The sequence below is a fragment of the Paenibacillus sp. sgz302164 genome, from assembly GCF_056120505.1.
Genome location: NZ_JBVYOL010000001.1, coordinates 373,843 through 387,035, shown reverse-complemented (window position 1 = coordinate 387,035; position 13,193 = coordinate 373,843). Strand labels below are relative to the sequence as shown.

The 13,193-nt window shown below is 52.5% G+C and carries 11 protein-coding genes and 1 pseudogene; 6 read left to right on the top strand and 6 right to left on the bottom strand.

The window, feature by feature from the left end:
- Positions 1-38 precede the first annotated feature (38 nt).
- Positions 39-1,328 carry a CapA family protein gene (locus tag AC0LWT_RS01670; RefSeq protein ID WP_474679466.1) on the top strand — a complete coding sequence of 430 codons (1,290 nt, stop codon included), beginning with the start codon at positions 39-41 and terminating at the stop codon, positions 1,326-1,328.
- A 17-nt stretch (positions 1,329-1,345) separates the two neighbouring features.
- A complete protein-coding gene (locus AC0LWT_RS01665; RefSeq protein ID WP_474679465.1) occupies positions 1,346-1,978 on the top strand; it encodes a fumarylacetoacetate hydrolase family protein in 633 nt (210 codons plus the stop codon).
- A gap of 852 nt (positions 1,979-2,830) precedes the next feature.
- On the opposite strand, the gene AC0LWT_RS01660 is transcribed toward AC0LWT_RS01665, so the two are convergent.
- Complete coding sequence (locus AC0LWT_RS01660; RefSeq protein ID WP_474679464.1) at positions 2,831-4,015, bottom strand: HD domain-containing phosphohydrolase; 1,185 nt, start codon at positions 4,013-4,015, stop codon at positions 2,831-2,833.
- A 199-nt stretch (positions 4,016-4,214) separates the two neighbouring features.
- Between AC0LWT_RS01660 and AC0LWT_RS01655 the strand changes: the two genes are divergently transcribed.
- Positions 4,215-5,054 carry a DUF92 domain-containing protein gene (locus tag AC0LWT_RS01655; protein WP_474679463.1) on the top strand — a complete coding sequence of 280 codons (840 nt, stop codon included), beginning with the start codon at positions 4,215-4,217 and terminating at the stop codon, positions 5,052-5,054.
- Positions 5,055-5,315: 261 nt separating this feature from the next.
- Here the strand turns inward: AC0LWT_RS01655 and AC0LWT_RS01650 are convergent, their stop codons facing one another.
- The 5 genes and pseudogenes from AC0LWT_RS01650 to AC0LWT_RS01630 all read right to left on the bottom strand — a co-directional run bounded on the left by AC0LWT_RS01650 (position 5,316) and on the right by AC0LWT_RS01630 (position 9,579).
- Positions 5,316-5,642: a LapA family protein gene (locus AC0LWT_RS01650; protein WP_474679462.1), complete on the bottom strand. Its 327-nt coding sequence runs from the start codon at positions 5,640-5,642 to the stop codon at positions 5,316-5,318.
- 63 nt (positions 5,643-5,705) lie between these two features.
- Positions 5,706-7,496, bottom strand: coding sequence for an oligoendopeptidase F (pepF, locus tag AC0LWT_RS01645; protein ID WP_474679461.1), 1,791 nt, complete (start codon positions 7,494-7,496; stop codon positions 5,706-5,708).
- A 251-nt stretch (positions 7,497-7,747) separates the two neighbouring features.
- On the bottom strand, positions 7,748-7,930 hold the full coding sequence (locus AC0LWT_RS01640) for a hypothetical protein (protein WP_474679460.1): 183 nt from the start codon (positions 7,928-7,930) through the stop codon (positions 7,748-7,750).
- Positions 7,931-8,382: 452 nt separating this feature from the next.
- Positions 8,383-9,021: pseudogene (locus AC0LWT_RS01635) on the bottom strand (TerC family protein); the annotation flags it as partial.
- Positions 9,022-9,345: 324 nt separating this feature from the next.
- Complete coding sequence (locus tag AC0LWT_RS01630) at positions 9,346-9,579, bottom strand: hypothetical protein (RefSeq protein ID WP_474679459.1); 234 nt, start codon at positions 9,577-9,579, stop codon at positions 9,346-9,348.
- Between the two features lie 177 nt (positions 9,580-9,756).
- Here AC0LWT_RS01630 and AC0LWT_RS01625 point away from each other — a divergent pair, with 177 nt between their 5' ends.
- The 3 genes from AC0LWT_RS01625 to AC0LWT_RS01615 all read left to right on the top strand — a co-directional run bounded on the left by AC0LWT_RS01625 (position 9,757) and on the right by AC0LWT_RS01615 (position 13,052).
- Positions 9,757-10,473 (top strand): class I SAM-dependent methyltransferase, encoded by a 717-nt coding sequence (locus AC0LWT_RS01625; RefSeq protein ID WP_474679458.1) that lies wholly within the window; start codon positions 9,757-9,759, stop codon positions 10,471-10,473.
- Positions 10,474-10,601: 128 nt separating this feature from the next.
- Positions 10,602-10,799 (top strand): cold shock domain-containing protein, encoded by a 198-nt coding sequence (locus AC0LWT_RS01620; RefSeq protein ID WP_188174947.1) that lies wholly within the window; start codon positions 10,602-10,604, stop codon positions 10,797-10,799.
- A gap of 312 nt (positions 10,800-11,111) precedes the next feature.
- The gene (locus AC0LWT_RS01615) at positions 11,112-13,052 is read left to right on the top strand and encodes an alginate lyase family protein (protein WP_474679457.1); all 1,941 of its coding nucleotides are present in this window, start codon (positions 11,112-11,114) and stop codon (positions 13,050-13,052) included.
- Positions 13,053-13,193: the final 141 nt, after the last annotated feature.

Genomic DNA, 13,193 nt, shown 5'->3' with positions numbered 1-13,193 from the left:
TTCTGATATAATTTGTAATGGGAAAGGAGAATGCTCATTTGATACCCAGATCTGAACGTCACCGTAAACAAAAGCAGCGGCCGTCGGAACGCAAACCGATACCGATGAAAATGATCGCCGGATTAACGCTCGCAGCTGTGGCTTGTTTGGCTGTCGGCGTAGGTGCGGCCTACATCACCTCGCGAACGTCTCACGAGCAGCAATTGGAAGCGGCTTCTACGCCTGTGAGTACGGCTGCGCCACGAACTGCTGCCGATACGGCGGCAAGCGCAGCGCCGAAAGCGCAGCCTGCGCAGAAGGCCGATGTCGCATCTCCGCCTCCTGCGGCTTCCGCTGCTCCTTCTGCCGCCGCCTCCGCCAAGCCGGACGATTCTTCGGCAGGCTCGGTTGTAAAGCTCGCCTTCGTCGGCGATGTGATGATGGCCGGCAATGTGGAAGAGATTTTAAAGCAAAATGGCTATAATTATCCATATACGAACGTAAAGGACTATTTGAGCAAAGCCGATTATACGATTGCCAATCTGGAAACGCCCGTTACGACCCGAGGCACCGCTCAGTCCAAAGATTTCGTATACCGGTCGTCTCCGGACGCGCTCCCTGCGCTTAAGGATTCGGGCGTCGACCTCGTCAACTTGGCGAACAACCACGTCATGGATTACGGGCAAGAAGGCTTGCTCGACACACTGGATGCGTTGGACCAGACAGGCTTGAAGCGCGTCGGAGCGGGCAAAAACGCAGAGGAAGCATACGCGCCGGTCATTGTCGAAAAGCAGGGAATGAAAATCGCATTTCTCGGTTTTAGCCGTGTCGTTCCGGAGGCTTCATGGAAAGCCGGGCCCGATCATGCGGGCGTCGCTGAAACCTACAGCTACACGCTGCCTGTGGAAGCCATTCAGAAGGCCAAGGAACAGGCGGATCTGGTCGTCGTCGTCGCGCATTGGGGCGTAGAACGGGCGGACAACCCGGACAAAAATCAAAAGGATCTGGCCCATCGCTACATCGATGCCGGGGCCGATCTGGTCGTCGGCAGCCACCCGCACGTTATGCAGGGCTTTGAGAATTACAATGGCAAGTGGATCGCTTACAGCTTGGGCAATTTTGTTTTTACGACCAACGATATTTCAAAAACGTGGGAAACCGCGATTCTTGAAGCGTCTTGCTCCAAAGACAAGCAGTGTGACGTCCATTTGGTGCCGGTGCTTACGAAAGGCGCGCTGCCCACTCCGATGAATGCCATGGACGGGGCCAAGCTGTTCGAGCGGCTTACGCAAATATCGAAGACGCTGCGAATCAAAGTTGACGAGCAGGGCAATGTGATCCAAAAATAGAAAGAGGAGCATGCAAGATGAAAAATACGGTCCGCAATGTATACTGTGTCGGGCGCAATTATGTAGCGCACGCAGCTGAGCTGGGCAACGACATTCCCGATCAGCCGATGATTTTTACGAAGCCGACGCATGCTTTGGTCGAACTGTCCGCAGGCGAAGTTCAGCTTCCGGGCAATCAAGGGGAAATTCATTACGAGGCGGAATTGGTCATACATATCGGCAAGTCGTACGTGCAGGGGATCACCGTGGACGAGCTTGTGGACGGTTACGCTTTGGGCATCGATTTTACACTTCGAGACGTACAGAGCGTGATCAAGAAAAAAGGAGCCCCATGGCTGCCTGCAAAAGGGTTCCTCGGATCTGCGCCGATCAGCGAATTCAGACCGTTTCCGGGAGTCGGCGCGTTGCGGGAAACGAATTTCCAGCTTCGGATCAACGGCAGCACCGTGCAAAACGGCAATATAAACAGAATGATTTTCGATCTGCAGACGATCGTCGATTTCATCGCCCGGAACTTCGGGCTCGGAGAGGGCGACATTATTTACACAGGCACGCCGGAGGGCGTCGGCCCCGTACATAACGGCGACCGCCTGGAGCTGCTGTGGGGAGAAGAATCGTTCGGCGCCATTACAGTAACGACAGAGGAATAGAGTCCGATTGCAATTTGGCGGAAGGGCTTGGGCTCGGGGACGCGGGTGCAGCGGCATTTTGGAGACTTTCGAATCACTCAGAGCGGCAAAACGGCAAAATTTTCGCGATTCGACAATCGACGGTCTCAATACCACCGCTTCAGTCTGTCCATCGATCCGGACCACCACCGGCTGGGGCTCCACATCGTTGATAACGTTTAGAAAGCCTGCTGGGGTTCCACATCATTGATAACGTTTAGAAAGCCTGCTGGGGCTCCCACATCGTTGATAACGTTTAGAAAGCCTGTTGGGGCTCCCACATCGCTGATAACGTTTAGAAAGTCTGCTGTGCCCCCACATTTCTGATAACGTTTAGAAAGCCTGTTGGGGCTCCCACATCACTAATAATGTTCAAAAAGCCTGCAAAAGTGCAGGCTTTTTCGGCGATATCGCTTCGTTTTAGGGTAAAGCCTGCAAAAGTGCAGGAATTTTCCACCATAGGGCGGCTAAACCCTAAGTGTTGGCTGAAAACCTGCAGATTTGCAGGAATTTCCCGAATGCGGGGCATCAAGCGGCAAAAAGATGTATTTTTGCAGGTTTTTTCGCGCGTTGACGCGCATACACCGGCTCCGCCAGGCGGCGGGCGGCTTTTTCAACACGCTGACTTTTGCAGTCTTTTCTGCGACGCACCGCGCGTAGCGCCCAGCGCGTAGTACTGCACTGCGTGAATGCAGCTGTTCCACGATGCCAAGTAGAAGCAGATTCGTCAGCTCTCGGCGACCGAGTTGTTTTTCGCGCGTTTCCGGGCTGCCAGGTGCTGCCAAGCCGCATACGTGTGCGCACGGGACCTGACTTGGCGCGCCGCCACCGCGATTAATCCGATCCGTTAACCGGATTGGTGTCCGAATAAAGAGCGCGGATATGCAAAATGGAAGGCAGCTGCTCGAATAAAACGTCTACGAGCCGCGGATCGAAATGTTTGCCGCGCTCCTCTTTAAACAGGTTTAAAATCTGCTCCAAATCCCACGCTTTTTTGTAGACCCTTTCGCTCCCCAAAGCGTCGAAGACGTCCGCAACCGCGGTAATTCTGCCGTAGATGTGAATGTCCTCGCCCTTCAACCCTTGCGGATAACCGGCTCCGTTCCATTTTTCGTGATGCTCGTAAGCGACGATCGCAGCCGTTTGCAAAATAGGCCGCTTGGAGTTTCTCAGCAGGTTATAGCCGATGTTAGTGTGCGATTGCATGATCTTGAACTCTTCGTCCGTCAGCTTGCCCGGTTTTTTGAGCACCTCGTCCGGGATGGCCACTTTGCCGATGTCGTGCATCGGGGATGCCATTTTCAGCAGCTCGGCTTCAAGCGTGCTCATTCCGAGCCCCTGCGCGAGAATATAGGAATATTCCGCGACCCGCTTGACATGGTTGCCCGTTTCTTTGGAACGGCTTTCGCCGATTTCGCCCATCGTGAAAATGATTTCCTTTTGCGTCTCCTCGATTTCGTGCGCAAGCAGCGCAGATTCCAGGGATTTGCCGGCGTACGAGGCGGCGAGCGTCAAATATTCCATGTCTTTATCGGAAAATTGCTCGCTGGGCGTCAGCTTGTTGATCGCCTGGTAAGCGCCCATAATCTCGCCATCGTTATTCCGGAAAGGGATAACCATAAGCGCTTTGGTCCGGTACCCCGTTTGTTTGTCCGTACGCAGGGCGCCGTTCACAAGAAATTGTTTGTATTCTTCGTTCGTATAAGCATCGTCGATGAATACCGCTTTGCCGTATGTAACCGCGTAGCCGACGAGTCCCGCCGTTCCGGGAACGCGAATTTCGTCGACGCCGTGGGCGACTTTGGACCACAGCTCATCTTTATTTTTATCGAGAAGCCATACCGTACAGCGGTCGGAGACGATCATCTCACGGCCCATATCCGCCATCAGCATCAGCATATTGTCCAGGCTTCTTTCGTTCGCTATTTTGGCCGCATAATCAAAAATAACGCGGAGCATCTCCTGCGGCTCCAAATCTCTTTTCAAACGGCTTCCCGAATCGAATCGTTCGTGTTCCATGGTGACCTCCTTGCCATCCCCTTCGTCGTCTAACATATATTCCTCATAGGGCAGCGAACTTCCTGCCGTCGTTTCAATAAGTTTGGAAAGATTTTGTCGAATAAAAGGTTGCGCTCTCTTGGCATGCAGAATGATGAGCGCGTATGCTACAATGTGTGTAAATGAATTAATGGATATTGAAAATAAAGGAGATTCGCACATGATTGTGGAGTGGGCGTTGGGGCTTGCCGGCAGCTTTGTTATAGCGGGGGCGGCTTACTGGAAGCGTTCCTTGTCCGCCTCCGGCTTCCTGGCTGCGGTTGCGCTCGGAACCGTAATGTATGCGCTCGGGAACGCGGCGTGGTTTGGGACGCTGATCGCATTTTTCCTCTCTTCCACGCTGCTGTCCAAGCTGAAGCGGGCCCGCAAAGCAGCGGCAGAGAGCGGCTATGCCAAAAGCGGCCGCAGAGACGCCGGGCAGGTTGCGGCCAACGGAGGGCTGGGCTTGCTGCTTTGCATGGCAAACGCGATTTGGCCTGATCCGATGTGGTGGGCTTTGTTCGTCGGTGTGATGGCGACCGTTAACGCCGATACTTGGGCGACGGAAATCGGAGGGTTAAGCCGTGCACGGCCGCGCTCGATCATTACCGGCAAACGGGTTGCGGCAGGCACTTCGGGCGGCATTACAGGACTTGGGCTGGGCGCTTCCGTATTGGGAGGCTTGTTCATTGGGGCGGTTGCCGCGCTGTTGGCGGGATTCGGCGAACCGTTCGGCGGGCAGCATCACTTGTTGGGCGGCCGCGCAAGTCCGCTGCTGGCTTTGTCGGGGATTGGCGCTGTCTCCGGGCTGCTCGGTTCGCTAGCTGACTCTTGGCTTGGTGCAGTACTGCAGGTGATGTATCGCTGCACCGTCTGCGGACAAGTCATGGAAAAACATATCCACTGCGAGCGAAAAGCCGATCATGCCCGCGGCATACGCTGGATGACGAACGATGCTGTGAATGCCATCAGTTCGTTAGCTGGAGGAGCCGTTTCTCTGGTGTTATTTGCGCTATGGTGAAGGTGCGATATTTATTCGTCCTTGCGGGAGTAGGCTTTATTCAGGACCCAGATGAGCAGGCCCAGCATCCCTAATACGATTAGAATAGATACGACAATGACGGCAGTCATGAGTTTCCTCGCTTTCCAAAAGTGGGCATCGTTCCTTTGTACATTGTAATTCACGCATACAAACAAAACAACCCTATTTTCCGCATCCGGAGGCAGGGTTGTTTGTGTTCGGAGGTCTGTCCGATGAACTCCGCGTCCGTCGGGCAGACTCCTAATGAATCGTCGGACTGGCGCTTTCCGGCAGCGCTTGTTCCGGCAGTGCTTCTCCCGCTGCGGGTGCGGCTGCAATCGCCGTGCTTTCCAGCAACTGCTTCTCCAACTGCTTGACTTTCCGCTGCAGCTTGTATTGGCGGATGATGCCGAACAGGCCGACGATAAAGCCGCCAAGCAGAGTGGACGTTAAAATAACAATGATCAAAGGTACGCTCGTCTGGGCGAACAAAAAGTTCACTTCGACCGAACCTACATTGATTACGGCAAAAATAGCCGTAATAAGGGCAAAAATGAGCATGCAAATCAGTACCCACTGCGTTTTCATCGGCTTCTCTTCCTCTCCGTAGAGAAAAAGGCTGAAAGCTGCTGCCTTCAACCTTTTTAATTATTATTTGGTCAGTTCTTCCATTTGATCGAGGAGGGAGCTGAATACGCTCATAGCCTGCTTGATCGGCTCCGGAGTCGACATATCGACGCCCGCGCGCTTCAAAATATTCAAGGAGTAGTCGCTGCCTCCGCTTTTCAGGAAACCGAGGTAGCGATCTACGGCAGGCTGCCCTTCATCCAAAATTTGCTTGGCAAAGCTCGTCGCCGCAGAAAAGCCCGTCGCGTATTTGTATACGTAGAAGCTGTTATAGAAATGCGGGATGCGGGCCCATTCCATCTCGATGTCCTGATCGACGACCATGTCGCTGCCGTGATACAGCTTGTTGAGGCCGTAATAAATTTCGCTGAATTCCTGCGGAGTGAGCGATTCGCCTTGCTCCGCCTTATCGTGTGTAATCATTTCGAATTCGGCAAACATCGTCTGACGGAACACGGTCGTCCGGAACTGATCGGCATAATAGGTGAGCAGGTACAGCTTTTCCTTCGGATCGGTTACTTTTTTCAGCAAATAGTCCATCAGCAGCGCTTCGTTCAGCGTAGATGCGACTTCCGCGAGGAAAATCGTGTACTGCGCATAACGGTAAGCCTGGTTCTCATCCGACAGATACGAATGAATCGCGTGCCCCATCTCATGCGTCAATGTGAACATGCTGTTCAGGTTATCCTTATGATTCAGCAAAACGTAAGGATGCGTGCCGAATGCGCCCCAACTGTAAGCGCCGTTGCGTTTATTTTTGTTCTCGTACACGTCGATCCAATGGTTGTCGAAGCCGTCCTGCAGGATGCGCAAATAATTGTCGCCGAGCGGAGCCAGGCTTTTCATGATTTCTTCCTTCGCCTGCTGGTACGTGATGTCCATCTTGAACTCTTCGACCAGAGGGGCGAACAAGTCGTACATGTGCAGCTCATCGACTTTCAGCAGCTTTTTGCGCAGTTTCAGGTAACGGTGCAGCTGCGGCAGGGAGTCGTGGATCGTGCTGATCAGGTTCGTGTAAACTTCCTTCTTGATGTTGTCGCCAAACAAGGACGATTCCAGTACGGAAGGGTATTTGCGGGCTTTTGCGTAAAAAATGTTTTTATTGATGTTCGCGCTGAGCGTCGCGGCAATCGTGTTCTTTTGGCTGCGGTAGGTCGAGTATACGGCCTCAAAAGCGTTTTTTCGCACGTCGCGGTTGCGATTTTCCAGGAATTGGATGTAACTGCCGTGGGTCAGTTCGACTTCCTGGCCGTTTTCGTTTTTGATTTTCGGGAATTTCATATCCGCATTGTTCAGCATGCCAAAAATCGTGCTCGGCGCGCCGGCCATATTGCCCGCTTGGGCAAGCAGAGCTTCCTGCTCTTTGGAAAGCGTGTGCGGCTTTTGACGGATCATTTCATCGAGCGTGTCTTTGTAAAAAGCGAGGGCCGGATCATTGACCAGCTTTTTCAACTGATCTTCGCTTAAGCTTAAAATCTCCGGCGAAATGAACGAAAGCGCTTCTCCCACTTCGACGCTGATTTTTTTCGCTTTATCGGATAAAGCCTGATAGGTAGACTCTGCCGTATCTTCATGATGCTTCATGTTGGCGTATACGTACAGCCTTTCCGTCATTAAAGAAACTTCGTCTTCCAGCTCAAAGCATTGCTTCACAGCCGACGAATCGTTTAATTTGCCTTGGAAGGCGCTGATTTTGCCAAGAGAATCCTTCACTTTTTGAAATTCCTGATCCCAGGCCTGCTGATTAGGGAATAAATCCTCCAAATTCCATCGGTGCTCGGCCGGCACATCTTTACGTTCCAGTACTTGATTCATCGGAGCCCTCCTGTCCTTATGTAAAAAATGGGGTAAATCCAGAGCATAAGCGGGTGAATCGGCTGCAGGCACGGCGCCCAAAAGGAGCCCCACGGCCGCAGTCACACAAATCCAGCGCATAGCGGTCACGCTCCCGGGATAGTTCCACCTTCGGGATTGCCTTACGCAAATTCCCATAAGATGGTTTTCACCTAGTATGACCGTTAGCCTATGTAAATATGATTATAAGAAAAAGCTGGAAAGATGTAAATTTACATGCCGACGCCAAAAAAACTTAGCATGATGAGCACGAACGATGCGGACACCATGACGATCGCAAGCAGCGCCAGGGCTCTTTTCATCCGGGCCGGCAGCGTATCTTTTGTCATAATCAATATAATCGCCAGGCAGAAGGAAACGATCACAAAAGTGAGGATCGAGCCTGATTCGGTCATAAGGAATCATCCTTGTCTGTAATTGGAATGTAATAAGGATATCTTTTCCTTAAAGTATGTTCGCTGTCCGCAGGCAAATTCCTTTTTCAGCCCGGTGATATGAGCAGCACGGAGCAACACGTCAAGCCCATGGGGGCGGCGGAGGCTTGCTCAAGACGCAGCGGATTCCATTAAAGGCCGCTTCTCGCCGGATAGCCTCAGCCGTTTTGAGAGAAGCAAAAGGTTGACAGCGGGACCGAGGGGGCTGTTATGTTCTAGCCCGCATGCGGCATGCCGTCGTCGGGTTCTTGGACGGAGCCGGTTTTGACGAGCACCAGCTTGCCGCGGGCGTCCATCTTTACCGTGAACCGGTCTTCCGGCTCGATCTGGGCTTGTTCGCTCAATTCCTTCGGCAGCTTGAGCTGTCCGCGGTCTCCCACTTCAACGAGATAGCCAGCCACCTTGGACCATTTCCCGGCGGCAAGCACCGCAGCGATCAGAAGTGCGATGAGCAGCCATTTGCTGAGCGGATTCGCTGCAAAATACGGGGCGAGGAACGATTCGCCGGTAATCATTTTGCCGGCTGTCAAGGCGAGCACGCCGGAACCGATGTATATGATGGACGGATATTTTTCAACCCAGGTGATGAACAATGTGCTGCCCCAGACGACGATCGGGACGCTGACCAAGAGTCCGATAACGACAAGGGCGAAGCTGCCGTGAGCGGCTCCGGCGACGGCGATGACATTGTCCAGCCCCATGACGGCGTCCGCTATAATGATCGTGCGAATGGCCGCCCATATGCTATCTTTGGCTTTGATGTCGTCATGATTTTTTTTGTCGGCAAGCAGCTTGTAGGCTATCCACAGCAACACGATTCCTACGGCCAGCAGCAGGCCGGGAATTTTCAACAGGCTTACGACGGCGAGGGTTGCCAGAGCGCGAATGGCGACTGCGCCGACGGTTCCCCAAAAAATCACTTTTTTCTGCGTTTCTTTCTTCAGATTGCGGGCGACCATACCGATGACGATGGCGTTGTCCCCCGCGAGCACCAAGTCAATGAGGACGATGCTGATTAATGAGGTCAAAAATCCGACTGACAACCAATCCATACGAAACACTCCTTTGAAAGTTTTGAGAATAACTCGTCTGCCGACGCTTTCTCTGATGAAAATAAATAGAGCCCAGCACCACGGATCTGGTGAAGGCTCTTCTTCCATCAAAAAAAGACCTTTACCAGATAAATGGCAAAGGTCTTGCTAACAACGTGAACGTTGCCAATAAAGCCGGGGTTTGATGAGAACCCGAATTGACGACTTTACTGTAGCAGCTACTCCCCTTTGGAGTGGAAACTATGAATTTATACGCTCATTATAAAAGGAAGACAAGCCTGAAGTCAAGGCATTTTTTTCCGTAAAAGGAATCGGCCCGGACAGTTACACTTCCTCAAACGCCTTCATGATAGCGTCCCATTCTTCCTCCGTACCGTCAAACCGCTCTTTCGCAAACCGTTCCTTGGCCCAATGCATCATGGCGGGTCTGCCGATAAAGGTATGGCATTCTTCCCCCCATTGATCGGAAATTTCCGTGAGGACGATTTTGGTCCCTTGAACTTCGACATTCATCATGTTCCATTTATCTTTCTTGTATATCGTATGTTTTTTTATCATGACCCTGCTCCCTAATCGTATAAGTTGATGCCATCATACCTTAAGGCGGTTGCGAAATCAAGAATTGCGGCTTGCAAGAGCGCGGAAAGGATGATAAAATCCTTCCAAGCCCTTCCATAGAGGGAGGAGCGGAGCAGTCAGTCGAGATGAGTTGAGCAGAGCAGAGGAGAGATGAATATGCAAGAGCGCAATTATTATGAGCAGACAGGGGTTGCTGTGACCTCGCGCTCGTACGCGGAGTACGAGAAGATGTTCGGCTTGGAAACGGAGCAGTTGCGGGGCAAACGCGTCCTGGATGTGTCCGGAGGGGCTTCGTCTTTTACTGCGGAGTCCGGGGGGCTGGGAATTTTGTCGGAAGCGGCAGATCCCATGTACGCCGAGCCCCTTGAAGCGATCGCAGCTATCGGAAGAGATGAAGTTCACACGGTTGCGGCCAAAATGGCAAAGCTCATTGACGTTTACAACTGGGACTATTACGGGTCTGTTGACAAGCATAAGGCAATCCGTGAGAAAGCGCTTGAGCTTTTTCTCGCCGACTACGCGGATCCGGCAGCCAGAGCCAAGTATCGCGCGGCAATGCTGCCGCAGCTTCCTTTTGAGGACGGGGCATTCGATCTTGTGCTATGCAGCCATTTTTTATTTTTGTATGAAGCGCAGTTCGATTTCGCGTTTCACCTAGCCGCGGTCAAAGAGCTGGTTCGCGTGTGCAAGCCCGGAGGCGAAGTGCGCATTTATCCGCTGTTGAATTTTCAGACCAAAGAATACGGCAGGATGGAAGAACTCATGGCGGAGCTTGCGCAAGCAGGGTGCGATGTCCGGCGAAAGCCGTCTTACCTTCCCTTTTTACCGAATTCAACGCACCTTTTGTCGATCGTCAAACCTGCGGCCGTATAAGTACAAACTGTAGATAAAACAAACATTTTTGTTGGATCAGACTCGGTTTGCAAGTTGATTTATAAAACCGATGGTGATATAATTATGGTATTCGTCACAGATGGCGATATTTTTAGGAGGTTGTTCACTTGAAAGGTACAGTAAAATGGTTCAACGCAGAAAAAGGCTACGGATTCATTCAAGTTGACGGTGGAGACGACGTATTCGTACATTTCTCCGCTATCCAAGGCGAAGGATTCAAAACTTTAGAAGAAGGCCAAGAAGTTGAGTTCGATATTACTCAAGGAAACCGTGGTCCTCAAGCAGCTAACGTCACCAAATTATAAGATTAATGGGGTATCCCACTTATAAATAGTGTCATAGCACAAACAATAAAGACAGTTCTCGGGTTTTCCCGGGGCTGTCTTTTTTGAGCCGTCAGAGTGTTCTCTGGCGGTTCTTTTCGTTTGCGCCCGTATGGCATAATTAAGCCGAATAACCCATCCTGAAAAATCGGATTGCCGCTCCTGCCTGTTCCATTCATTCCTTTATAATGAAAATCAAGCTATCCGGACAAGCGGATGGCCCATGGATTGTAATATTTTGGATGAACTTGTACTTTGGCCTGACCAATTTTCCGGAAGAGGATGGAGAGCGGCATGAGAAATTTTTATTTGACTTTAGAAGAGCTGCAGGCTGCAGCGGAGTTGTACGGAACCCGATTTCCGCTGCTTGCGGCCGAAACGCTGGAGTATGCGGAAGAAGCTTGCCGCAACCGCTTTAAGGTGCCGTTCACCATGGTGGCGGATCGTTTTGTCGATATGGGCGATCCCGTAGATTGGCTGCATAACCCTACGGCGGATCTTGAGTTCACATGGGAGCTCAATCGCCATTGGTATATGAAAAAGTTGGGGATCGCCTACTTGCTGACCGGCGATGAGCGGTATGTCCGTACATTTATGAGGCATATCCGCTCTTGGCGCAAGCAAAATCCGGTTCCCGCAGGATTAAGCTATGAGGTGGCGACTTATTTTCAGCAGCCTGGGCCGTGGAGGCTTTTGGAGGTGGGGCTTCGCGTGCAGTCCTGGATTTGGGCCGCCAAGCTGATGGAGGGCTGCGAAGCGATGACCCAAGATTTTCGGGACGAGCTGCGACAGGGGCTAAGCGAGCATGCCGCTTATTTAACCCGTTATTGGGGCAGCACGGAGATCAATCATGCGACGATGCATATGCAGGGCTTGTTCATGATCGGAACGTTTTGCCATGAGCATCCGGATGCCCCGTCCTGGCGGCAAATTGCGATGGAGCGGCTGGAGCTGTGCATCCTTCATCAATTCGGCAACGACGGGATTCAAAAGGAGCTGACCACGCATTATCATAACGGCAGCATCAGCATGCTGGGCACGCCTTTTTTGCTGGCGCAGCGCACGGGTTACCCGGTAAGTGAATGGTATGCAGAAAAGCTGGGCAAAATGGGGGATTTTACCGAAGCACTCATACGCCCGGATTTGGCTTCTACAGCTGCAGGGGATTCGGACTGGATCGGTTATGCGGCGGAGGAACTTGGGTTTCTGGGCGTACTGCTTGAGGAGGAACGGTTCATCCGGATGGGACGGTGCGGCGAGGAACTGCTTTGGTTGATCGGGGCCGACAAGTTTACGGAGCTTGAGCAAAAGTTCGCCCATTCGGCACCTGGTACGGAATCGAAGGCGTTTCCCGAGACAGGTTACTATGTGATGAAAAACGAGCGGAACTACTTGTTTTTCGACGCGGCTTCCATGGGTGGCGCACACGGTCATGCCGATGTGCTTGCTTTTGAATGGATGTGGAAGCAGTGTCTCTGGTTCGTCGATCCGGGGCGCTATACGTATGAAGAAGGTTATTGGCGGCATTATTTCAAAAGCACGAGGGCTCATAATACGGTGACGGTGGACGGTGAGGACCAAACGCCTTATCTGGCCACGCAGCAATGGGGAAGCCCTGCGGCAGAGCCGATGCTGCATCGTTGGGCGGAGACGGAGCATTATCATTTGATCGATGCTTCGCATAACGGGTACGAGCGTTTGGCGGCGCCGGTTCGCCACCGCAGATGGCTGCTGCTAGGCAAACGATCGGACGTGCTGATCGTCGTCGATTGGCTGGAAGGCGAGGGTGAGCACCGTATCGAGCAGAGGTTCCAGCTTCATCCCGAAGCGCGCCTGCACATCGGGGACGACGCCAACAGCGCCGAAATTACGGACACGCTGTCCAAAGCGCGCCTGCAAATCGGCTGGACTGCAGCGGCCGCCGGCGGCTCGCAGGGAGCCGGTTTTGCGGCTTGCGCCGAGGAGGGGTGGATTTCCGAATGTTACGGTTCCAAAACAAGCTCGACAGTACTTTCCTTCAATGGGACGATGAAGAGAGATTTGGCGATAGCGGCCGTATTCATCCCGGCGGCGGAGGGCGAGGAGGAACGAGCCGTCAAGCTTCAGGCTTGTCAAGTGGATCAAGCGGGCAAAGAAGTGACGGTTCACCTGCTGAACGGAAGTGAATCCATTGTCATCCGGCTTGGGGAAGAAACCGTAGCGTGGCAGAACGGCGTTTTGCAATCAGAGTGTTGAGAAAATCGCAGGACACTCTGTTCGGTTAGCCGGTAGGAGGTCTTTACTTTGAAGTAGGGGCCATAAAATAAGCGGTTCAGATAGACGAAAAACCTGCAAAGTGAGCGAAAGCGCAGGTTTTCGTATGAGCGATCCGTTTGG

Coding starts and splice junctions, on each gene's coding strand:
- AC0LWT_RS01665 (WP_474679465.1), top strand. CDS start 1,346: ATGAAAAATACGGTCCGCAATGTATACTGTGTCGGGCGCAATTATGTA.
- AC0LWT_RS01615 (WP_474679457.1), top strand. CDS start 11,112: ATGAGAAATTTTTATTTGACTTTAGAAGAGCTGCAGGCTGCAGCGGAG.
- AC0LWT_RS01625 (WP_474679458.1), top strand. CDS start 9,757: ATGCAAGAGCGCAATTATTATGAGCAGACAGGGGTTGCTGTGACCTCG.
- AC0LWT_RS01655 (WP_474679463.1), top strand. CDS start 4,215: ATGATTGTGGAGTGGGCGTTGGGGCTTGCCGGCAGCTTTGTTATAGCG.
- AC0LWT_RS01650 (WP_474679462.1), bottom strand. CDS start 5,642: ATGAAAACGCAGTGGGTACTGATTTGCATGCTCATTTTTGCCCTTATT.
- pepF (WP_474679461.1), bottom strand. CDS start 7,496: ATGAATCAAGTACTGGAACGTAAAGATGTGCCGGCCGAGCACCGATGG.
- AC0LWT_RS01660 (WP_474679464.1), bottom strand. CDS start 4,015: ATGGAACACGAACGATTCGATTCGGGAAGCCGTTTGAAAAGAGATTTG.
- AC0LWT_RS01640 (WP_474679460.1), bottom strand. CDS start 7,930: ATGACCGAATCAGGCTCGATCCTCACTTTTGTGATCGTTTCCTTCTGC.
- AC0LWT_RS01630 (WP_474679459.1), bottom strand. CDS start 9,579: ATGATAAAAAAACATACGATATACAAGAAAGATAAATGGAACATGATG.